The sequence below is a fragment of the Ohtaekwangia kribbensis genome (genome assembly GCF_042676245.1).
In the GTDB taxonomy this organism is placed as follows: Bacteria; Bacteroidota; Bacteroidia; order Cytophagales; family Cyclobacteriaceae; genus Ohtaekwangia; species Ohtaekwangia kribbensis.
This window is the reverse complement of record NZ_JBHTKA010000001.1, coordinates 1,773,588-1,795,916: the sequence shown is the minus strand read 5'-3', so window position 1 is coordinate 1,795,916 and position 22,329 is coordinate 1,773,588. Positions and strand designations below refer to the sequence as shown.

The window sequence follows — 22,329 nt, the reverse complement described above, 5'->3', positions numbered from 1 at the left end:
TTTTTTGTCGCATCTTGCAGTAGTAACAAGAGAAGCGATATAAAACGATCATCGTATGCAATATGACTGGAGTACATTTACCAAGCGCATAAGCATCAAAGCCGATGCAAAGGCTATTTATAACAGTTGGGCAACACAGCAGGGCCTGGAAGAATGGTTTCTGCGATTGGCAGCATTTGTAAAACCCGATGGTACACCGCGTGATGCACAGAGCAACGTGCAGGCTGGTGATACCTATACATGGCTATGGTTTGGTTATGGCGATGAGACCGTAGAGTATGGAAAGGTATTGCAGGCTAACGGTATAGATTCGTTTCAATTTACATTCTCGGGCGGATGCATCGTAAATGTACATGTGAAAGAAGAACAGTACGAAACGGTATGTGTACTTACGCAGAGTAATATACCGCTTACCGAAGAAGGAAAAGTGAATTACCACCTCGGCTGTATGCAGGGCTGGACTTTCTACCTCGCTAATCTTAAATCTTTCCTGGAGGGCGGTATCGATCTTCGTAATAAAAATGATCAGTTGCACGATGTGATCAACGCCTGATGTAAAATAAAAAAGCCGCTCCATTGCGGAACGGCTCTTTATATAGCGAACTATATATCAGAAATTCACTCTATTCACTTTTGCATACTCCAAACGCAACGCGTCCGGAAGAAGAGGCTTTGGTTACAGCACTTCCAATGTTTCCGCCTGCCAGAATAATATCTTTACTTTCACCGGTGGCGGCCAGGTGTACTTTCATACAGGCATCCAGGGCTACCAGTTGCTGGTAGGTAATGGCAGACTCATCGGCTACTTTAGTAAGCGTTGTTTCGCTTGTACCAACACTCCCCACGACAGGATTGAGTAAAGCGTATACATCTGCGCCCGGAGCAGAGATATCGCCCAGGTGTATATGTACCGGGTGCTCCGCACTGCCCTCTGTTCCTGAAAGTGCAACAATTACCACGGTGCTGCCATCCGTCTTTTCTTTCAGTGTTACGGTTCCGTCTACATCATATTCCGAACCGGCAGTAAGTGCATAAACCGTTTCATTGCCGGTAAAATCCTTGTCGCCCGTTGTTTCGTTGTCCTGGCAGGCAACCAGACTCCCCACCAGCATAATTCCACCAATCACCTTTTTCATATATATCGGATTTACGATAAAGTTAAAAAAAATAGTATTCGCCAAACATTTCCGACCCCTTTCCCGTGTAGATTTGTCCGGACGAGAAATTGGCACGGATGTGGCAATAGCTCAAACGCTCAACTGCTTAAGGTTATTTTGTGAAACGACTTTTTACGCTACTCTTATTAATAATTTCAGCCTGTAGCCCTAAGGTGCAGCCGCCAGATCCTGAATCTTTAAAGCCAGCCTGGCTGCGTACGGAACCTTACCAGGATGGCTACTATACCGGCATTGGGCATAGTAAAAAAGACGGCTCCAACAACTATATACAGGCTGCCAAGAAGAGCGCGCTTGACGATCTGGTGTCTGATATAAAAGTAAATGTTTCAAGTACTTCAGTGCTTAGCCAGTTCGAGGCTGACAAGAAATTTACCGAACAGTATGAGCAGATCATCAAGACTACCACGGCCGATGAAATAGAAGAGTTTGAACTGGTAGATGCGTGGGAAGATGAAGCCAACTACTGGGTATACTATCGGTTGTCGATTGCACGATACCGCCAGATAAAGGAAGAGCAAAAACGCAACGCTACATTACTCGCTACCGACTATCTTCAGAAAGCAAGACAAGCCGAGAAAGATGGAGAGCGCTTGCAATCTGTAACGTATTACTTCCAGGCCTTTCGCAGCATTGAAAAATATTTAGGGGAAGCTATTCGTGTTACGGTAGAAGGTAAAGAAGTGCTGCTTGTAAATGAAATATATGCTTCCGTTCAGAATGTGCTCGATAAGATAAACGTTCGCGTTGATCCGGCTACGATAGAATTGAATCGGAGAATAAACCAAAGCACACAAACTGTTACTGCGAAAGCCACCTATAAAGATCTGAATAAACCCGCTATAAATCTGCCGCTGTATGCAGCGTTCGAAAAAGGAGCAGGCGATGTTTTTCCAAACTATAAAACAGACGAGAAAGGACAGAGCAAAATCCTGATGAACAAGATCAGCTCGAAGGAGTTGGAACAAACTGTAGGTATAAAGGTTGATGTAGATGCTATGAGTGGAACCAGCGGATCACCGGTATATAAACTCATTGCCGCTACCTTAAATGTGCCGCGTGCACAGGTAACGCTAAAGGTGCAACGCCCGGTTGTATTCATGACGGCCGATGAAAAGAGTTTTGGACAGAACAAGCCAAACTTCCAGATCAGCAATAAGCTCCGCAATCTCCTGGCGAACAATGGCTTTGAATTTACCGATGATAAACAGAATGCCGATCTTTGGTTTGATGTAAAGGCAGATTCTGAAAAAGGCTCAGTTACAGGCAGCATTTACGTTACGTATTTAACCAGCATCATTAAAGTAACGGCTGTTAAAGAAGGGAAGGAGATATATGCCGGAACACTGGATCGTATAAAAGGCTATGGTCTTGATTATGATAAATCCAGCATCGATGCCTATAACAAATCCATGGAGACCCTTGAAAAAGAGCGAATGAATGAATTATTGAATACTGTACTTCAATAGTACATCGTCATCTAAAGATTTACTTTACAATTTGGTATTTGATTTGCGTACTATAACTTGTCACTAAATTTCGATTGATTATGAAGAAAATTACCTATTCTGCTTTTGTATTCCTTGCCCTGGCTGGAGCATTTGTGGTTGGCTGCAAAAGCAAAGAGAAGAAAGCTCCAACGGGCGAGAAAGAAGTTATCGTTCCTTGCTCAGGTTCTGATTATTTCACTACGAATAAATTTTTCCGCGCCAACTCGATTGGTGAAAGCATGGACCAGGTAACGTCTAAAAAGAAAGCACTCGCCAATGCACGCGCTGAACTGGCTGCCAGTATTCAAACTACTGTAAAAGCAGTTACGGATAACTATACCAACTCTCGCGAATTGAATAACAAGGAAGAAGTGGAAGAACGCTTTGAGCAATTGAATCGCGAGATTGTAGATCAGAAACTCACCGGTCTTAAAACGATTTGCGAAAAACTGATGAAAACAGAAGCCGGAAACTACAAAACCTATATTGCGATTGAGCTTTCGGCTGATGAGTTGGTAGCAACCTACAACGAACGCATGTCGAAAGATGAACGTCTCAAAATCGATTATGATTACGAGAAGTTCAAAGAAACTTTCGAAAAGGAAATGGAGAAACTCGGTAACAACTAATTCCGTTACACATACGAACAAGGAGAGCCACCTCGAAGCAGGTGGCTTTTTTTTGCCGGTAACTCTGATTTGGATTTTTATCTGTATTTTATCAGGAATTATACAAAGGCAGATGGCTGGTTATTCCGCAACTCCGCTCGTAAAGAAGCTCGGCATAAAGCCTGGTTTTTGTATGTTTGTACAGAAGCAACCAGAGGGCTACTGGACGTGGCTCGAGCCATTGCCGGAACGTGTGGCGATAAGACAAACATTAACGGGAGAACTTGATTTCATTCACGTATTTGTTAAAGAGCGCAGCGTTTTTGAAAAAGAATTTGTGCGAAGCAAAAAGCATCTTAAAAAAGATGGAATGCTGTGGGTGTCGTGGCCAAAGAAATCTTCAGGAGTACAGACAGATCTTGATGAGAATATAATTCGTGCTGTAGGACTCGAAGCCGGACTGGTTGATGTTAAAGTGTGTGCTGTAGATGATGTGTGGTCTGGATTGAAATTCGTTTTTAGAATAAAAGACCGATGAAGGATTATTACCAAATACTGGGCGTGCATCACTCCGCTCAGGGGGCTGATATAAAACGTGCGTATCGCAGGCTCGCGGTTCAGTATCATCCTGATAAGAACCCTGATCCGAAAGCAGAAGCGTTGTTCAAAGAGATTGCAGAGGCATACGATGTATTGAGCGATCCGCATAAAAAAGTTGAGTATGATCTGAAACGCCAGACTCCTTTTACCGCATTGGTAGTTCGTGAACAGGCAGAGCCCGTACACCGTGATCCGGCTTACCGCAGAAGACGTCCACCGGTATACCACAAAAGCGAACGCCAGCGTATACTTGAGCTCATGCATACGTATTTGCCATACGTGCAATGGCTTTGCTGGGCAGGACTCGCAGTAACTATACTTTTTGCGACAGACTATATTTTACCCTATACAACCAAAACGGAAAAGATCGTGAACGGCTATAATGTACACGGCAGAAAGGGCGGCTATAGTCACAGCGTGATGATCATGGAGTCGGGTAAGAAGATACGGATATATGGTTTTGAAGTAGGTGGCCCGTTGGACATCGGGAAAGTTATTGAGTATAGAAAGACACTGGTATACGGAACTGTGATGTCCATCAAGAATGGCGATCGCACGGTCCCGCTCGGATATGTATACGGTGCGATGGCACTTTTTCCGGCCGTACTTTTTGCAACCGCATTAACAGGTTTGCTCAGACGCCATAACATCGAGTATTACTTCAATGCCAGTATTGTATGCGGCATTCTGCTGATCATTAATTTATACTTAATTTTGTGAGCTATGAGTAAAAAGAACGACTGGAAAAAGCGGGATGGCATTGTATACTCAACATCATCAGATTTTGAATATAGCTATCAATCGAATGAAGAATCAGAAACGCTTCCGGCACAACAACAGAACCTGAAAGTATCGCTCGATAAAAGCGGTCGTGCCGGCAAGCAGGTTACACTCGTTTCCGGTTTTGTAGGAAGCGCTTCCGATCTGGACACTCTCACCAAAACAATCAAGACTAAATGTGGCGTGGGTGGTTCTGCTAAAGACGGAGAGATTCTCATCCAGGGCGATGTTCGCGATAAAGTAGTGCAGATCCTTCAGAAAGAAGGGTATAAAGCCAAGCGTGTAGGCTAGGCAAGTCGGCCTGTCCAATCGGCCTTTTTTCATTTTACCATACTTGCTGTTTTTCCTTGAGCGGTTTGATCTTGCCGCAAAAACATATTTTATTGCCTGTAGTACCAAAACCTGAATTATACATGAAGAACTGCTCTTCTGGCAGAGTATATCTGCTATTAAGTTTGCTATTCGTGCCCCTGTTGCTTCGTGCACAGGACGAACGCGAGCTCCCACCGGTTACAAGAACGTATGCGTTTACCAACGTAAATATTATACAAGCCCCCGGCAGAAAAATTGATATGGCCACGCTTGTCATCAAAGACGGTTTGATCAAAGCTGTTGGAAAGAATATACCTATACCTGCCGAAGCTATCATTATCAAATCCGATAGTTTATATGTATATGCCGGATTCATCGATGGCTTGTCGCGCACCGGTGTTGTAAAGCCACGCGAAGAAAACCGAGATCGCGTAAAAGATCCCGGTAATCCTCCGGATGATCGTGCAGGCATTACACCACAGATCGATGTGCGTAACTATATAAATCCTTCCGAGAAAGCGATTGAAGAATTACGCACCATCGGTTTTACAACAGCGCATGTTGTACCATACGGAGGTATGCTTCCCGGAAGCGGTGCTATCGTGGAGCTTGCCGGTAAATCTGCTGATGATATGGTACTGTTGTCTCAATCATCATTATACTCAGAACTCACACCGGCCGAGCGCGTGTACCCGGCAACTACCATGGCCGTAATTGCCAAGTGGCGCGAACTATATCGACAAGCGTCTCAACAGAAAACTTATGCATCGGTATATGCATCGAACCGCGCAGGTATAGAACGTCCTGGTTCCAGTCGTTTGCTTGAGTCGTTTTACCCGGTAATTGATAAACGTATACCGGTGTTGTTCAAAGCCGAGAAAGTATGGGATATACACCGCATTCTTACACTGCAGAAAGATTTAGGATTCTCGCTCATCATTGGTGATGTAAAGGAAGGATGGGATGTTACCGGTAAACTTAAAACATCCGGAGCAAAAGTTTTTCTGAGTCTCGATTTACCGGAAGAGAAAAAAGAGGAGAAGAAAGATGATAAAAAAGATGTTCCTAAATCCATGACCGATGCCGAGAAAGAGGCACTCGATAAACGCAAAGCAGAGTTTGCTACAAAGTATGTAGGACAGGCACTAACCTTTCAGCAGGCCGGTATACCTTTCGGGTTCTCAACCCTGTCAGTTAAAACAAAAGATATACAGGCGAACCTGCGCAGAATGATAAAGGCAGGTTTAACGGAAGATCAGGCACTCGCTGCATTAACAACAACACCTGCGCAGTTATTAGGATTGAGCGATCGATTAGGTTCTGTTGATGCTGGTAAGATCGCAAACCTCGTTATCAGCCGTAAGCCATACTTCGATGAGAAATCAAAAGTCAAGTATGTATTTGTAGAAGGTATACTTTATAAGAATGAAACGCCTGAGCCAAAGAAAGATGCTAAGGTTGTAATAGAAGGTGAATGGGACATTACTTCGGAAACACCGCAGGGTAAAAGTGAATCGGTTATCACGATCAAAAAAGAAGGTGATAAATATACCGGTAAAATTTCGGGTAACCGTTTTCCGCAGGCCATCACATTTGATGAGATCTCACTCGATGGTAACAAGCTGAAGTTTGTATTTACCATGACCGAAGGTGGTAACGCGTTTAAAATTACAGTAGATGCTGTCGTGGAAGGAACCACCTTTAAAGGCAACGCTACCTTTGGACAGAACGAAAAGTTACCGGTAGAAGGGAAGAAGAAACCCCAGCTTAAAAATTAATATACCAGCAAGAATGAAAAAGATACTGTTAATTATAATGCTGGCTGTACAGGTTACACTGGCACAGGAACGAGGAAATATACTGATCAAGAATGCAACGGTGCTCACCATAACAAAAGGCACGCTGCAGAATACAGATGTACTTGTAAAGGATGGTAAGATCAGTCAGTTGGGGAATAATATAGCAGCACCTGCCGGCTATAAAGTTATTGATGCAACGGGCTTGTTTGTAATGCCGGGTATCATTGATGCACACTCGCACCAGGGTATAGATGATATTAACGAAGCTACCAACCCGGTAACAGCGGAAGTCTTTGTAGGAGACGTGATCAATCCATCTGAGATATCACTGTATAGAGCATTGGCCGGTGGCGTTACAACGATACATGCCATGCACGGTTCTGCCAATGCTATAGGAGGCCAATGCGAAACGATAAAGCTCCGCTATGGAGTCAAAGATCCGGAAGGACTACGCATGGAGGGCGCACCACGCACGATCAAATTTGCATTGGGTGAAAACCCGACACGCGTGCATGGTGGAGGTAATAACATTGTGCCGCGTACACGCATGGGCGTTGAGTTTGTGATGCGCGAAGCATTTTCGAAAGCAAAGGAATACACCGCGGCATGGGACAGCTATACGAAATCAAAATCACAAAAAGGATTTCGTGGTGCACCGCCTGCCTATAATTATAGACTTGAGACATTGGGCGAGATCCTGAAAGGAAACATCATCATTCACTGCCACAGCTATCGCGCCGATGAAATCTATATGATGTTGAAAGTGTGCAAGGATTTCGGAATCAATAAAATTGTATTCCAGCACGTGAATGAAGGATTTAAAGTTGCGCCTGAGCTTGCAGCACAAGGTGCTATGGCATCTGTGTTTTCTGACTGGTGGTCGTATAAATTTGAAGTATACTATTCAACGGCCTACAATGCTGCTATACTTACAAAGAACGGAGTAACAACATCGATCAATTCTGATGATGGCGAATTGATGAGGCACCTGTACCACGAAGCTGCCAAAACACAGAAGTACGGTGCATTAACCGATGATGAAGCATTGGCGCTGATCACCATCAATCCTGCTAAACAACTTGGTATTGAAAGTCGTGTCGGCTCGATCGAAGTGGGTAAAGATGCAGATATAGCCATCTTTAAAAGTCACCCATTGTCCAGTTATACTATACCGATGGTATCCATTGTAGATGGTATCGTACGATTTGATCGCGAGAAAGATCAGGACGACATGCGCCTCTATGTAGATCCGAAGCAGGAGATTGAGATCGCTACGTTTGAAGATCGCGATCACGAACATGAAAGCTGCATGGAAGGAACATTCTCCGAGTTTGAAACAATCTTTAATGTTAACTAAGCACACGATTATGAAACGAAAAATACATTTATACTTCAGTATACTCGTTATACTTTTCTGTGCTGCAACGTCAGTGCTATGGGCACAGTCACCGAAGGCCGTGTTCGGAACCTTTGCTCTTACCAATGCTACCATTGAGACTGTAACGAAAGGCGTTATTCAAAACGGAACGGTTATTATCACTAATGGAAAAATTGCAGCCGTTGGTACATCGGTAACCGTACCGGCCGGTGCACAGGTTATAGATTGTAAAGGTCTCTGGATATACCCGGGTATGATTGATAGCTTCACACAACTTGGATTGAGCGAAGTAGCATCGGATGCACGCACGCGTGATTTTGAAGAAGTAGGTGATATCATCCCGCAGGTACATGCTATTACTGCGGTGAATCCGAACTCTGCATTGATTCCGGTAACACGCATCAGCGGAGTAACAACGGTTATTGCTGCTCCGCGCGGCAGCCTTGTATCAGGTACTGCTGCTCTGATTGATCTTCATGGCTATACACCGGATCAAATGTTTGCCGGGTTTGAAGGTGTCGTATTACAATTCCCGGATGTAGGAAGAAGAAGTTTCTTCGATCGCAGAACGGATGACGAATTGAAGAAAGACTACGAAAAGAAATTGAACAAACTAAACGAAGCCTGGGACAGAGCAATCGAATATCACAAGATTGACTCAGCTTCAAAATCAAAAGGTATAGCATACTATCCAGAAATGGAGGCGTTGCTTCCTGTAATTCGTGGTGAACGTGCACTGATGATACAGGCTGATGCTGCGAAGGATATACTCAATGCATTGCAGTGGGTAAAAGAAAGAAAGGTGAAGAAAGTTATACTGGTGGGAGTATTGGAAGGCTGGCGTGTAGCGGCTGAAATCGCGAAAGCAAACATCCCGGTGATTACAGGTCCTATACAGGAATTGCCTTCACGTGACTACGATCGTTATGATAAAGCGTATGCCAATGCCGGTCTGATGAAGAAGGCAGGAGTAAAGGTAGCGCTCTGTACACAAGAAGCCCGCGGTAACGTACGTAACCTTCCGTATCACGCAGCCTTTGCAGCGAGCTATGGCCTCGGGCGCGAAGAAGCATTGAAAGCAGTGACCATCGTGCCTGCAGAAATTTTTGGTGTCGCTGATCGCATCGGTTCAATCGAGGCTGGTAAAGATGCAACCTTGTTTATCAGCGATGGCGATCCGTTTGAGACAAAGACAAACATTAAGCAGGTGTTTATTGATGGCTGGAAAATTCCGATGGTGAGCAGACAAACCGAGCTATACGAAGAGTTCCTGAAGCGCGAACCCGGTGTGAGTAAAAACTAACGTAAACTCAAAATAAATAGCATTGCGGAGGCCGTCCTGACTTTTCAGGGCGGCTTCTTTTTTATAACTTATGGAATATGTCATCACAGCAACGACTCATTCACTTACGCGAGCTTCGGTTGAAGAAGATCAGTATTGTGCGTGCTGTGAAAGACACGATCTTCATTTCGTTAGGAGTTCTTTCGGCTGCCTTTGGACTAAAGGGATTTTTACTGCCTAACTCTTTTCTGGACGGTGGGGTAATGGGTATATCACTGCTTACGAATGTACTTACCGATATAGATCTGGCTTACCTGGTGGTAATTATAAATATACCGTTTATTGTTACCGGGTATAAGCAGATCTCAAAGCTCTTTGCTATAAAGACACTTGTTGCAATAACAGCACTGGCACTTTGCCTTTCGTTTGTAGAGTTTCCTTTGATTACGGATGACAAGTTGCTGATCGCTTTCTTCGGTGGTTTCTTTTTAGGATGTGGTATAGGTTTGTCAATACGGGGAGGAAGTGTAATTGATGGCACGGAAGTGCTGGCGATTTATGTAAGTCGCAATACACCGTTAACAGTGGGCGATATAATCCTGCTATTCAACATCGCTATATTTGCCTTCGCTGCTTACCTCATCAATATTGAGACAGCGCTCTATGCAATCTTAACATACCTCATAGCCTCCAAGACTGTCGACTTTGTAGTGCATGGTATCGAAGAATATACCAGCGTGATGATTGTATCAGAGAGGAGCGTTGAGATCAAAGATGCGATCACAGAAAAGATGGGAGGAGGGGTAACGATTCTGAAAGGAAAAAGTGGCTTCGGTAAAACAGGACATCGTACGAAAGATCAGGATGTGATCTTCTCAGTCATTACACGACTCGAGCTTCAAAAACTGAAAACAGAAATTGCCAAGATCGATCCTGAAGCGTTCGTAGTAGAAAATAGTGTGAACGATATAAAGGGAGGTATGATCAAAAAGCGTCCGCTTGAATAAAAATGTTAAGCCCGCAGAGGGCGCAGATTTACGCAGAATATAATACATAAAACTTCTGCGTCTATCTGCGAAAATCTGCGGGCCCAAAAAGGTTAACGAATTACAAACGGAATTTCCACCTGTTGCTTCGAACTGTTCACACCATATATATAGCCCCGGCCTTTATACTTCGCAAAGAACTCGCTGATCTCTTCAGGTTCCTTTACGCGTTGGCGGTTAATGGCTACAATGGTAAAATTTTCTGGTAAGCCGATCTGTTTCAGAACGCTGTTGTCTTTTATCTTAAAGACTTTTACACCGTAGCGAGTGCCTTCCAACTGCGCACCCAGACTTGAATCGGTTAATATTTTACGCTTGATGATCTCGGTCGTGCCGTTCTGGTTGATCAGCGTAAGCGATGCTGTATTGGATTTACCTTCGCGTATATAGGTAAAGGTAATTTTATCGCCCGGGTTATGATAGCTTAGCTCTTCTTCAAATTCACTCTGACTGTTAACAGTTACATCGTTGATCTTGGTAATAACGTCACCGAGTTTAAGACCAGCCTGGAAAGCCGGACCTTCACGATCGAGTTGCTCCAGCAATACACCGTTGTAATTTTTTACGTTGGTTGGCAAGTCATACTTCTTGGCATGTTCATAGTCATACTCAACAACACTGCCTCCGAAGAAAGCTTTTTGAGACAGACCGTATTTCACAAGGTCGTTAAATACTTTCTTCGCTATATCGATCGGTATAGCAAATGCATATCCGGTATACGAACCTGTACGTGAAAGTATAGCAGAGTTTATACCTACCAATTCTCCCGTCTTGTTAACCAGCGCACCACCCGAGTTACCCGGGTTGATCGCAGCATCTGTCTGGATGAATGATTCGATCGGGAATTTATCTTCCAGTATACCAATGCGTCTTCCTTTCGCACTCACTATACCTGCCGTAACTGTAGAGGACAATGAGTACGGGTTTCCTACAGCAATAACCCATTCGCCAACCTGTACATTCTTTGAGCTTCCCAGTGTTATAGCGGGCAGGTTGTTGGCTTTGATCTTGATTACCGCGAGGTCTGTAGAAGGATCTGTTCCAACCAGTTCCGCAGGGTATACCTGCTTGTTATAGTTTACTTCGATGCGCTCGGCTGTCTCTACCACGTGGTTGTTGGTAACAATATAGCCGTCTTCGGTAAAGATCACACCGGAGCCGCTGCTTACCTGCGTACGATTACCTCCGCCACCTTCGCCAAAGAACCAGTCCCAGTACGAATAGGAAACACCTTGTGATATACTATTGATATATACCACGCTCTGTGTAGCTTTTGATGCAGCGTCACTGAAGTCAACAGCCGGTATGGATGTTACTGTTCTCGGAGCGGCACCACTGGCGCCACTTGACGATATATAGGGCACAGCCGAATCGTAACGAACGGTACTAAACTGTGTGTCAATATGCTGCTCATGGGCGAGCTCAGGTTTTACAACCAAACGGTAAAAAGTATACGATCCGCCAAAACCAGCCAAAAAGGCAAGAACGATTATCTTAATAGTATTCTTCATATAAAAAAACTTAGCATGCATTAATCATTCCAGACAGATGAAACAATCCTCTGAAAAGTTTGAAACTAATTCATTTTAACTCTAAAAAAGCAAAACAAGTTTAGATTTCAGGGCTCAATTTTAGGAAATTAAAAGATTGGAAGATTTGAAAAATTGAAACATTGAGAGGTTAGGACCTTTCTCAATCTTTCAATCTTAAAATCTTTCAATCTTCCAATTCTTATTAGTTTTGTGACCATGGGAATCCGCTCTTTTCTGGCAAAACCATTTGCCGCCTATATCGCTTCGCAAACCAGACAATGGTCTATGCAACCTGGAAAATTCCAGATGCAGATATTGCAGGCACTGGTAGAACAAGGTAAGTCTACAGCGTTTGGCCGCGATCATGATTTTGCATCGATCCGTACCTACGATGATTTTAAAAAACGTGTGCCCGTTCGCGATTACGAATTACTGAAATCATATTTCGACCGGGTAGTAAAAGGCGAGGCTGATGTACTCTGGAAAGGCAAACCGCTATATCTCGCCAAAACATCTGGTACAACATCGGGCACTAAATATATACCCATCACAAAAGATTCTGTTCCATATCACTTTAACAACTCGCGCAACGCGGTGTTAAGCTACGTGCATGAAACAGGCAACGCATCGTTTCTTGATGGTGGTCTTATATTTCTTTCGGGTAGTCCGGAACTCGATGAGAAGGCCGGTATAAAAGTAGGTCGCCTCTCCGGCATAGCGAATCACCACGTGCCTTCGTATCTGCGAACCAATCAGAAGCCAAGCTATAAAACCAATTGTATAGACGATTGGGAAGAAAAACTGGATCGCATTATCGATGAGACATTGAACGAAAACATGACGTTGATCTCGGGTATTCCGCCCTGGGCTCAGATGTACTTTGATCGCATTCAGGCACGCACCGGCAAAAAGATCAAAGATGTATTCCCGAACTTTTCGATGTTCGTATACGGTGGTGTAAACTTTGAACCTTATCGCGCGAAGTTGTTCGACTCGATCGGTAAGAAGGTTGATTCAATTGAGACGTACCCGGCTTCGGAAGGATTTATAGCGTATCAGGATTCGCAGGTTGAACCGGGATTATTACTGCAATTGAACAGTGGAATTTTCTACGAGTTTGTGCCGGCAGAAGAATACTTTAACGATAACCCGCGCAGGCTTAGTATTGAAGAAGTGGAGCTGGGCAAAAATTACGCACTCATCATTAACAGCAATGCAGGTTTGTGGGGATATTCCATTGGTGATACGGTAAAGTTTGTTTCCAAAAATCCGTACAGACTGATTGTCTCCGGAAGGATCAAACATTTTATCTCCGCGTTCGGTGAACACGTGATTGGCGAGGAGGTAGAGAAAGCCATGAAATATACCATGGAGAAGTTTCCGGAAGCAGAGTTGATTGAGTTTACGGTAGCACCTAATGTTGCACCGAAAGAAGGAATGCCGCACCACCAATGGCTTGTGGAATTTTCGCGCGCGCCACGCGACCTGCAAGCTTTTTCGCTGGAGCTTGATAACCAGATGCGCAAACTGAATGTTTATTACGATGATCTTATATCGGGTAACATTCTGCGAACGTTGATCACTACATCGCTGAAACGAAACGCATTTATAGATTACATGAAATCGCTTGGCAAACTCGGTGGACAGAATAAAGTGCCGCGCCTGTCGAACGACCGCAAAATTGCGGATGTGTTGCAGGATTATGCTGTTTAGGACATCGGTATTCGAATGGTGAAGAGTATAAAACTAATTGCTTATTTTTGTACAAACGTGCCGATACATAAATATAACAAACCGGAGCTGCATGGCTTGCCTGAACACGTTCTATGCCATCAGTTAAATCCGGAAACAATCATTCAATAATCACCGCATAACATTGGGTAAGAAAAAGAACATCGCGATACTTGGTTCCACTGGTTCTATTGGTACACAGGCATTAGAAGTTATCGCGGCACATCCGGAAGCTTTTGAAGTTGAAGTGCTCACCGCACAGAACAACGCTGCACTTTTAATTGAGCAGGCTATAAAGTTCAAGCCCAACGCAGTGGTAATTGTTAACGAAGATCACTACACGACTGTAAAGGATGCACTGGCAAAAGAACATGTGAAAGTATATGCCGGTGAAAAGGCGTTGGCAGATATAGTACAGATGGATACCATCGATCTGGTGCTTACGGCACTGGTAGGATACTCCGGTTTACGCCCAACCATAAAAGCAATTGAAGCCGGTAAAACTATAGCACTCGCCAATAAGGAAACGCTGGTTGTGGCGGGCGATCTGATTACGCGCCTGGCGCGAGAGAAGGGAGTAAATATATACCCGGTTGATTCAGAACACTCCGCTATCTTTCAATGTATCGTTGGCGAGTTTCATAATAAGATCGAGAAGATTATACTCACAGCTTCAGGCGGACCGTTCCGCGGAAGGAAAAAAGATGAACTGGTAGCAGTAACAAAAGCACAGGCCCTGAAGCACCCGAACTGGAGCATGGGCGCTAAAGTTACTATCGACTCGGCTACACTCATGAATAAAGGCCTTGAGGTGATTGAAGCCAAGTGGTTGTTTGGTCTTCGTACAAACCAGGTAGAAGTAGTGGTGCATCCGCAGTCGATTATACATTCGCTGGTACAGTTTGAGGACGGATCAATTAAAGCACAGATGGGATTGCCTGATATGAAGCTTCCCATTCAGTTTGCCATGACGTTTCCCGATCGTTTGAAATCAGATTTTCCTCGTTTCGATTTCAGCAATTACCCGTCATTAACGTTTGAAAAACCGGATACGGAAACTTTTCGTAATCTTGCACTCGCGTTTGACGCGTTAACGAGAGGCGGCAACATGCCATGCGTTCTGAATGCTGCCAATGAAGTGGCTGTGGCCGGATTTTTGAAGGATTCAGTAGGATTTCTTGAAATGTCGGATATTGTTGAACGATGCCTTTCAAAAATGGATTATGTCGTAAACCCTTCGTACGAAGATTACGTGAACACTGACAAAGAGACACGCGCCCGGGCACTTGAGATGATAAAATCGGTTTAGCGGTCTTTACACCGAGCACACACATCACACACAAATCAAATTGAGTAACAGATAACGATAAAGGATAAAGAATGGATTGGATGATTAGTTTGGCTCAGCTTCTGTTGAGCTTGTCATTTTTGGTAGCGGTGCATGAAATGGGGCACTTGTTAGCAGCAAAATATTTCGGAATGCGGGTTGAGCAGTTCTCCATTGGCTTCCCTCCAAAATTATGGTCTTTCCGGAAAGGCGAAACAGAATATGCGATCAGCGCTATACCACTGGGTGGCTATGTAAAGATCTCCGGTATGATTGATGAATCGCTCGACACGGAGACGATGAATCAACCTCCACAGCCGTGGGAGTTTCGCTCCAAGCCGGCATGGCAGCGCCTCATCGTAATGCTGGGCGGTATAGTTGTAAATGTTATTGTAGGTATCATCATCTTTATAGGTATAACATTCGCCTTTGGTGATACATACTTGTTGAAAGATGAGATCAATAATTTAGGTGGTATCAGTGCCGGACCAATTGGTAAACGCATCGGCTTACAGAGTGGTGATAAGATCGTAAAAATCAATGGTCACGACTTCAAATACTTTGATGATATCGTTCGTCCGCAGACGTTACTGGCTGACAATGCATATTATACTGTGGAGCGCAACGGTAAACTTGTTGACGTTCCTATTCCTGCAGATTTGATTCAGAAATTCAATAAGAAAGACAGTGCACTGAATTTTATTCAGTATCGTATACCTCCGATCGTAGGTAAAGTAGCAAAAGACTCCATAGCAGATAAAGTAGGTTTGAAAGAAGGAGACCTGTTCACCGAAATCAACGGTGTGCCTTTCAAGTATATGGATGAGCTTTATACTTATATCAAGACAGAAGCCGTTAAGCACGACTCTATATCTTTTAAAGTAATACGCGATGGCAAGGAACTTACCTTCAGGGAAAGTTTCGAAGGCAGAACAGCGATAGGATTTGCTCCGATGGTAACAAAAGATTACCTGAAGAAAGCAGAAGTAACCATTGAATACGGGTTCATCGAATCTATACCGTTGGGCACAGAACGTGCCTTCCAGACGTTGAATACACAGATACGCGCATTTGGTAAAGTAATTACCGGTGTACTCTCTCCGAAGGAATCATTGTCAGGTCCGATAGGCATCATGCAAGCCTATGGTGTAGAGTGGCAGTGGGAGCGCTTCTGGTCACTCACCGGAGTTCTTTCGTTGGTGCTTGCCTTTATGAACCTGCTTCCTATACCGGCACTGGATGGTGGCCACGTGATGTTCCTTTCATATGAAATTATATCACGCAGAAAACCTTCTGATAAATTTCTGGAAGCAGCACAGAAAGTAGGTATGGTATTCCTGTTGGCGCTGATGGTGTTCATCTTTGCTAACGACATTATCAAGTTGTTCTGATGTAACATTCAGATCATCACATAAAAAAGAAAGGTCGCTCCGTTATAGGGCGACCTTTCTTTTTTATACCTGCTGTATATAGCAGTAGCTTACTCTTCGGTTTTGCGTATTTCAAACTCAACGCGTCTGTTCAGTCCGCGATCCTCGTCTGTTTTCTCTTCTACAATGGGTTTTGAACTTCCGTAGCCGTGAGCTTCAATCCGCTTGGTGTTTATTTTATATTGATAAACGAGATATGCTTTAATCGCATCAGCACGTGCCTGTGAGAGTTTCAGGTTCGATATTTCATTGCCTTGTGAATCGGTATGGCCGGAGATACTTAATGATAATTTCGGATGATCGATCAGGAAGTTTGCAATCTTGTTCAGGTCATCGTGCATGGTAGGAAGTATATCGGCTTTACCATTTTCAAACTCCAGCGACTTGAAAGCCATTTTACTTTCAATCGGTTCAGTCTCCAGGTTCATTTCACGATCGCCTTCCATATAGAATATCTGTTCAATGCGGAAGAAGTCATCACCCTGAATAATGAGGAGGTAGTTACGCTTGTTGATCAGGCGAAAATCGAACGAACCATCTTCGCGTAAAAACTTCGGTGCTACTTCAACACCTTTATCCAGGTCAATAACCGAAACTATACCACGGAATGGTTTCTTGGTTTCCGAATTTATAAGTGTTCCTTTTAACCGTACAATCGCTTCAGGCTGTGCTTCCATGGGAACAGGGAAGGAGTAAAGATCAAGATTGTTCAGATCATCGGCAGCTGAGCGCGCATAGTATAAACGATTCGATTCGGAATCAATCGTAAAGTAATATTCACTACCGGGGCCATTGACCAACGGTCCTATATTTTTCGGCTCGCCCCAATTTTTACCCTGGCTGTATGATTTGTAAATATCGAAGTCACCAAAATTCAACGGTTGTCCATTCGAACTGAAGTACAATACTTTAAACCGGTGGTGATAAAACGGACTCACTTCAAACGCGCGCGTGTTGATGATCGGTCCTATATTTTGTGCCTTCTGCCAGTTACCCTTTGCATCTTTTACAGCAAAGTATATATCTGAAAAACCAAAACCACCAATACGGTCGGAAGAGAAATATAGTGTGTCACCAGAGTGCGAGAGAGAAGGCTGAGAATCCCATGAAGCTGTGTTGATGTTAGGACCAAGGTTACGCGGTGTGCCCCACGTGCTATCACCTTTCAGATCAGAGACAAATATATCGCAGTTACCATACGAGTCGGGTGAATTACAGCGCGCAAAGTATAAATGCTTGCCATCTTTACTCAGGCTTGCAGAGCCTTCGTTATAGCGTGTGTTCACTGTTTTGAATTCTTCCGCAAAACCCCAAACGGTATCTTGTTTTATAGTGTAGAACAGATCTTCGTTATACGTTTTGTTAAGCGGATCAATTTTAGAATTACGCTTCGAAGTAAACAGCAATACATTGTCGATGTTACCAATGGTCGGGCCATAATCTTCCTTCTCTGAGTTTACACCATAACCCATGTTTAGTAACACGCCCTGAGGAGGACGAAGTGTATCAATCTCTTTTCGGAACGCTACCAGTTCATAGTATTGTTGCAGCGGTACATATAGATCTTTTTCGTTGCGGGTAAGCGTATCGTACTCACGTTGTACCTGCTTTTCATCTATACTTTGTTTGTAGTGTTTCAACACAAGCTTGTATAGCAGCACAGCTTCACCGGGAGGTCCTTGTTTTTCCGACAGCTTAGCAAAGTCCCAGAGTAATTGTATATCGTGCGAAAAATTATCAACGCCAAAGTTCTTCACATACGCTTTTAACTCGGTATATTCCTGTTCGTAATCACCTGTTGCAGCTAATGCTTTTATTCTACCCAACTTGGTTGCATCTTTATAGTAGCGAACCTTGTTGAGATTCGGAAAATCGAAAATGTCAGATTGGCTGTAGCTTGTCAGGCTATCATTTAGTTGTACGATTCCTCCCTTTTTGAATTTCTGTTTAGGCTTTTGAGCCAGGGAAGGAACGTGAACCAACAACCAAAAGGCTGTTAATAAGATCAAAAAGTAGGTTTTCACAGAACCTTTGTTTGGTAAAAAATTCACGCCAGATGGATAAAGTTGATACAATTTTACTTCTTTTACAACTCTCTTGGCATTACTATTGTCCTTTAGGCGAACCTAGTATACAACCATCGCTGATACGAAACGCGTGTCAGTTTGGCACCTTATAAACGAAAGCATGTTCAAATCATTACCGATACAACTCGTTCAGGAAGATTCAGATGATCTTATTCAACTGATAAATCCCGAACAGGAATCTGATCTGAAGCCGGAAGATTTACCGGAAGAACTCTCGATTCTTCCTATAAAAAATACAGTACTCTTTCCGGGAGTTGTTATTCCTATAACGGTAGGAAGACAAAAATCTATCAAGCTTGTTAAAAAAGCTTACCAGGGAAATCGCATCATTGGTGTAATCGCTCAAAAAAATTCGCAGGCTGAAGAGCCTGCTATCGAAGAATTATACCGCACCGGTACTGTAGCAAAAATTATCAAAATGCTTGTTCTGCCGGATGGTAACACCACGATTATCATTCAGGGTAAAAATCGTTTTACCATAAAAGAGTTTGTTCAGGAAGAACCGTTCCTCACGGCACGCATTCAACTTCAACCGGAACCTGCGCTAAATGTTAACGGCAAAGAAGCCAAAGCATTGGTGCAGTCGTTGAAAGATGCAGCGTCTAAAATACTAAAGCTTAACCCTGAACTTCCGCAAGAGGCACAGGTGGCATTGGACAATATATCCAGCATGTCGTTCCTGGTACATTTTCTTTCTTCCAACCTCAATGCCGAGGTAGGCGAGAAACAAAAGATACTGGAGACACAGAATATAATTGAGCGCGGTACACTGCTGCTGCAGTATATGTTGAAGGATGTGCAGATGTTGGAGATCAAACACGAGATTCAGAAGAAAGTACATACCGATATAGACCAGCAGCAACGCGACTACTTCCTGCGTCAGCAGATAAAAGTATTGCAGGATGAGCTGGGTTATGATGGTCCGGATAAAGAAGTAGAAAAATTCCGCAAGCGTGCTGAAGGTAAAAAATGGTCGAAGCAGGCAGCGGATCATTTCAATCGCGAGCTCGATAAACTTTTGCGCATCAACCCCATGGCAGCGGAATATCCGGTAGCGATGAACTACGTGGAGTTTATGCTCGATCTTCCCTGGGAAGATTACACGATCGATGATTTCGATCTGAAGCGCGCCAGAAAAATATTGGATCAGGATCACTTCGGTCTTGAAAAAGTAAAGACACGTATACTCGAATATCTTGCTGTACTAAAGTTGAAGCAGGATATGAAAGGACCTATACTTTGCTTGTATGGTCCTCCCGGTGTTGGTAAAACTTCATTGGGCCGATCGATCGCGAAAGCACTGCAACGTAAGTATGTACGCATGTCGTTAGGAGGCGTGCATGATGAGGCTGAAATACGCGGACACCGCAAAACGTATGTAGGTGCTATGCCGGGTAAAATTTTGCAGAACATCAAGAAGTCTCAATCATCCAACCCGGTATTTATACTCGATGAGATCGATAAAGTAAAATCAGATTTTCGTGGCGACCCATCGTCTGCTTTACTCGAAGTGTTAGACCCGGAGCAGAACAATGCTTTCGGTGATAATTACCTGGAAGTAGATTACGATTTATCAAAAGTACTTTTCATTGCTACGGCCAACTCGCTTGATACCATTCATCCTGCATTGCGCGATCGTATGGAGATCATCGAAGTAACCGGCTATACACTTGAAGAGAAAGTAGAGATCGCTATAAAACACCTTATACCGAAGCAGCTTAAAGAGCACGGATTAAAAACTTCGGATGTAAAGTTTTCGAAAGATGCTGTTATCAAAACAGTAAATGCGTATACCCGCGAATCGGGAGTGCGTAACCTCGAGCGCAAGATCGGTACACTGGTGCGTAACATTGCCAAGTCGGTAGCAATGGAAGAACCATTCGACAAGGTGATCTCGGAAGAGACCGTTCGCAAAGTTTTAGGGGCCGAGATATTTGACGAAGAGCTATACCAGGGAAACGAAATAGCCGGTGTGGTAACAGGTTTAGCCTGGACACAAGTAGGCGGAGAAATACTTTTTGTTGAATCGAGCCTGAGCAGAGGTAAAGGTATACTTACTATTTCAGGACAGTTAGGTGATGTTATGAAAGAATCAGCCATGGCAGCACTTTCCTATCTCAAGTCGAACGCAGAAGCGCTGGATATAGATCATCGGTTGTTTCAACAATACGATCTGCATATACATGTACCTGCTGGTGCCGTTCCGAAAGACGGACCGTCAGCGGGTATTACGATGTTTACTTCACTCGCATCGATCTTTACCCAGCGTAAAGTTCGCGCGAAGCTTGCCATGACCGGTGAGATTACCCTGCGCGGTAAAGTATTGCCGGTAGGAGGTATCAAAGAAAAAATACTCGCGGCCAAGCGCAGTGGTATAAAAGAAATCGTTCTCAGTGCCAAGAACAAGCGTGACATCGATGAGATCGAGAAGCACTACCTCAAAGGACTTACCTTCCACTATGTAGACACGGTGGATGAAGTGTTGAAGGTTGCCCTGATGAAAGAGAAGGTAAAGGAGCCGATGAAGTTCATCTTTACCGATCCCAAGTCAATAGCACAGAACTAATTTCTTTTTCGAAGGAAGCTCTAAAAGATATAGTGTCTCAAAAACCGAGGTGTCTCAGGGTCGTGCGAACCCGTGTTCCTTTTCTCGTAATCAGCAAGCTTACTTACGAGGGCATGGCTTGAGACGAGAAGGTTTAAAAATGCCAGCATGTTTTACGATATTGCAGTTTAACTCCATTTTGTGAAGCAGATACTGCCGGCAATACTACTTCTTTCATCTCTGGTTTCGTTTGCCCAGACAGGCGGGCAGAAGTCTTTTGAGTTTTTGAATGTTGCCAATAGTGCAAGGCTCGCTGCGCTGGGTGGTGTTAACGCATCGTTGACGGATCGCGATGTGAATTTCTTTTACTCGAATCCTTCCCTAGTCTCAGATTCTCTGGCAGGATTTGCTTCGGCTACTTATCAGTTTTACGTGGCAGATGTTGGCCAATCAACTTTTTCATACGCGCATAAGTTTAAAAATATAGGTACACTGCTTTTTGGTGTGCAGCATCTGAGCTACGGCACCATTCAGGGGTACGATGCATCCGGAACTGAGATCGGTACATTTAAGTCTGGTGAAACAGCGATCGTGATAGGTAAAAGTCACCAGGTCTCAAACTTCAGAATTGGAGCGAACGTTAAGATGATCTTCTCCAATATTGCCGGTTATCACGCCAGTGCTGCCGCTATAGATTTTGGCGGGGTGTTTGTACATCCTCATTACGACTGGCGTATAGGACTGACGGTAAAAAATATGGGAATAGTTTTTTCTGAATACTCGGAGTCGAGCGAGTCAGAGCTTCCGTTCGATGTGCAGTTGGGAACTACCTTCAAGCCTGAACATATGCCGTTACGTTTTTCAATCACGGCATATAACCTGGCGCGAAAGCGTGTTACATACTACGATGCAGCCAGCGGGCAAGACGAACCGGGAGGATTGGATAAGGTACTGAGGCGCATTAACTTTGGCGCTGAAATTTTAATACATCGCAATGTAAATATATTGGCAGGCTATAATTACCTCACGCACCAGGAATTGAAACTGGAGAATGGCGGAGGTGGTGCCGGCTTATCGTTAGGCTTTTCTGCACGCATCCGTTCGTTTGAATTTATATTCAGCAGAAGTGGATATGTTGCGGGTAAGGCCGGGTATGGATTAACATTGTCATCAAATATAAATCGTGTGTTGAGAAGAGTATAAAATT

At 43.9% G+C, this 22,329-nt stretch carries 17 protein-coding genes and 1 pseudogene; 15 read left to right on the top strand and 3 right to left on the bottom strand.

Annotated elements, in window-relative coordinates; genetic code table 11:
• Positions 1 to 55: 55 nt before the first annotated feature.
• Positions 56 to 553 carry an SRPBCC family protein gene (locus ACFQ21_RS07165; protein ID WP_377576879.1) on the top strand — a complete coding sequence of 166 codons (498 nt, stop codon included), beginning with the start codon at positions 56 to 58 and terminating at the stop codon, positions 551 to 553.
• Between the two features lie 70 nt (positions 554 to 623).
• Here ACFQ21_RS07165 and ACFQ21_RS07160 read toward each other — a convergent pair whose 3' ends face one another.
• A complete protein-coding gene (locus ACFQ21_RS07160; RefSeq protein ID WP_377576876.1) occupies positions 624 to 1,136 on the bottom strand; it encodes a hypothetical protein in 513 nt (170 codons plus the stop codon).
• Between the two features lie 140 nt (positions 1,137 to 1,276).
• Between ACFQ21_RS07160 and ACFQ21_RS07155 the strand changes: the two genes are divergently transcribed.
• From ACFQ21_RS07155 to ACFQ21_RS07115, 9 genes and pseudogenes are all read left to right on the top strand, one after another.
• The gene (locus ACFQ21_RS07155) at positions 1,277 to 2,644 is read left to right on the top strand and encodes an LPP20 family lipoprotein (protein ID WP_377576873.1); all 1,368 of its coding nucleotides are present in this window, start codon (positions 1,277 to 1,279) and stop codon (positions 2,642 to 2,644) included.
• 80 nt (positions 2,645 to 2,724) lie between these two features.
• Positions 2,725 to 3,294, top strand: a complete 570-nt coding sequence (locus ACFQ21_RS07150) for a hypothetical protein (protein WP_377576870.1) — start codon at positions 2,725 to 2,727, stop codon at positions 3,292 to 3,294.
• A gap of 112 nt (positions 3,295 to 3,406) precedes the next feature.
• Complete coding sequence (locus tag ACFQ21_RS07145) at positions 3,407 to 3,811, top strand: DUF3052 domain-containing protein (RefSeq protein WP_377576867.1); 405 nt, start codon at positions 3,407 to 3,409, stop codon at positions 3,809 to 3,811.
• Positions 3,808 to 3,999 (top strand): annotated as a pseudogene (locus tag ACFQ21_RS07140) (DnaJ domain-containing protein); the annotation flags it as partial. The gene ACFQ21_RS07145 and the pseudogene ACFQ21_RS07140, both read left to right, overlap by 4 nt.
• Positions 4,000 to 4,596: 597 nt before the next feature.
• Positions 4,597 to 4,944 (top strand): translation initiation factor, encoded by a 348-nt coding sequence (locus ACFQ21_RS07135; RefSeq protein WP_377576863.1) that lies wholly within the window; start codon positions 4,597 to 4,599, stop codon positions 4,942 to 4,944.
• A gap of 122 nt (positions 4,945 to 5,066) precedes the next feature.
• Positions 5,067 to 6,743: an amidohydrolase family protein gene (locus ACFQ21_RS07130; RefSeq protein WP_377576860.1), complete on the top strand. Its 1,677-nt coding sequence runs from the start codon at positions 5,067 to 5,069 to the stop codon at positions 6,741 to 6,743.
• Between the two features lie 13 nt (positions 6,744 to 6,756).
• A complete protein-coding gene (locus tag ACFQ21_RS07125) occupies positions 6,757 to 8,121 on the top strand; it encodes an amidohydrolase (RefSeq protein ID WP_377576857.1) in 1,365 nt (454 codons plus the stop codon).
• A 10-nt stretch (positions 8,122 to 8,131) separates the two neighbouring features.
• Positions 8,132 to 9,445 (top strand): amidohydrolase family protein, encoded by a 1,314-nt coding sequence (locus tag ACFQ21_RS07120; protein WP_377576854.1) that lies wholly within the window; start codon positions 8,132 to 8,134, stop codon positions 9,443 to 9,445.
• Positions 9,446 to 9,522: 77 nt separating this feature from the next.
• On the top strand, positions 9,523 to 10,431 hold the full coding sequence (locus ACFQ21_RS07115) for a YitT family protein (protein ID WP_377576851.1): 909 nt from the start codon (positions 9,523 to 9,525) through the stop codon (positions 10,429 to 10,431).
• 92 nt (positions 10,432 to 10,523) lie between these two features.
• Here the strand turns inward: ACFQ21_RS07115 and ACFQ21_RS07110 are convergent, their stop codons facing one another.
• Positions 10,524 to 11,981 carry a S1C family serine protease gene (locus ACFQ21_RS07110; protein WP_377576849.1) on the bottom strand — a complete coding sequence of 486 codons (1,458 nt, stop codon included), beginning with the start codon at positions 11,979 to 11,981 and terminating at the stop codon, positions 10,524 to 10,526.
• 237 nt (positions 11,982 to 12,218) lie between these two features.
• Here ACFQ21_RS07110 and ACFQ21_RS07105 point away from each other — a divergent pair, with 237 nt between their 5' ends.
• From ACFQ21_RS07105 to rseP, 3 genes are all read left to right on the top strand, one after another.
• Positions 12,219 to 13,715 (top strand): GH3 auxin-responsive promoter family protein, encoded by a 1,497-nt coding sequence (locus ACFQ21_RS07105; protein ID WP_377576846.1) that lies wholly within the window; start codon positions 12,219 to 12,221, stop codon positions 13,713 to 13,715.
• A 163-nt stretch (positions 13,716 to 13,878) separates the two neighbouring features.
• A complete protein-coding gene (locus tag ACFQ21_RS07100) occupies positions 13,879 to 15,042 on the top strand; it encodes a 1-deoxy-D-xylulose-5-phosphate reductoisomerase (protein WP_377576843.1) in 1,164 nt (387 codons plus the stop codon).
• Positions 15,043 to 15,113: 71 nt separating this feature from the next.
• Positions 15,114 to 16,451, top strand: a complete 1,338-nt coding sequence (gene rseP / locus ACFQ21_RS07095) for an RIP metalloprotease RseP (protein WP_377576840.1) — start codon at positions 15,114 to 15,116, stop codon at positions 16,449 to 16,451.
• An 89-nt stretch (positions 16,452 to 16,540) separates the two neighbouring features.
• On the opposite strand, the gene ACFQ21_RS07090 is transcribed toward rseP, so the two are convergent.
• On the bottom strand, positions 16,541 to 18,514 hold the full coding sequence (locus ACFQ21_RS07090) for an OmpA family protein (RefSeq protein ID WP_377576837.1): 1,974 nt from the start codon (positions 18,512 to 18,514) through the stop codon (positions 16,541 to 16,543).
• A gap of 163 nt (positions 18,515 to 18,677) precedes the next feature.
• On the opposite strand from ACFQ21_RS07090, the gene lon reads away from it, so the two are divergent.
• A complete protein-coding gene (lon, locus tag ACFQ21_RS07085) occupies positions 18,678 to 21,143 on the top strand; it encodes an endopeptidase La (RefSeq protein WP_377576834.1) in 2,466 nt (821 codons plus the stop codon).
• Positions 21,144 to 21,323: 180 nt separating this feature from the next.
• The gene (porQ, locus tag ACFQ21_RS07080) at positions 21,324 to 22,325 is read left to right on the top strand and encodes a type IX secretion system protein PorQ (protein ID WP_377576830.1); all 1,002 of its coding nucleotides are present in this window, start codon (positions 21,324 to 21,326) and stop codon (positions 22,323 to 22,325) included.
• Positions 22,326 to 22,329: the final 4 nt, after the last annotated feature.

Coding starts and splice junctions, on each gene's coding strand:
- ACFQ21_RS07165 (WP_377576879.1), top strand. CDS start 56: ATGCAATATGACTGGAGTACATTTACCAAGCGCATAAGCATCAAAGCC.
- ACFQ21_RS07160 (WP_377576876.1), bottom strand. CDS start 1,136: ATGAAAAAGGTGATTGGTGGAATTATGCTGGTGGGGAGTCTGGTTGCC.
- ACFQ21_RS07150 (WP_377576870.1), top strand. CDS start 2,725: ATGAAGAAAATTACCTATTCTGCTTTTGTATTCCTTGCCCTGGCTGGA.
- ACFQ21_RS07145 (WP_377576867.1), top strand. CDS start 3,407: ATGGCTGGTTATTCCGCAACTCCGCTCGTAAAGAAGCTCGGCATAAAG.
- ACFQ21_RS07135 (WP_377576863.1), top strand. CDS start 4,597: ATGAGTAAAAAGAACGACTGGAAAAAGCGGGATGGCATTGTATACTCA.
- ACFQ21_RS07130 (WP_377576860.1), top strand. CDS start 5,067: ATGAAGAACTGCTCTTCTGGCAGAGTATATCTGCTATTAAGTTTGCTA.
- ACFQ21_RS07125 (WP_377576857.1), top strand. CDS start 6,757: ATGAAAAAGATACTGTTAATTATAATGCTGGCTGTACAGGTTACACTG.
- ACFQ21_RS07120 (WP_377576854.1), top strand. CDS start 8,132: ATGAAACGAAAAATACATTTATACTTCAGTATACTCGTTATACTTTTC.
- ACFQ21_RS07115 (WP_377576851.1), top strand. CDS start 9,523: ATGTCATCACAGCAACGACTCATTCACTTACGCGAGCTTCGGTTGAAG.
- ACFQ21_RS07110 (WP_377576849.1), bottom strand. CDS start 11,981: ATGAAGAATACTATTAAGATAATCGTTCTTGCCTTTTTGGCTGGTTTT.
- ACFQ21_RS07105 (WP_377576846.1), top strand. CDS start 12,219: ATGGGAATCCGCTCTTTTCTGGCAAAACCATTTGCCGCCTATATCGCT.
- rseP (WP_377576840.1), top strand. CDS start 15,114: ATGGATTGGATGATTAGTTTGGCTCAGCTTCTGTTGAGCTTGTCATTT.
- lon (WP_377576834.1), top strand. CDS start 18,678: ATGTTCAAATCATTACCGATACAACTCGTTCAGGAAGATTCAGATGAT.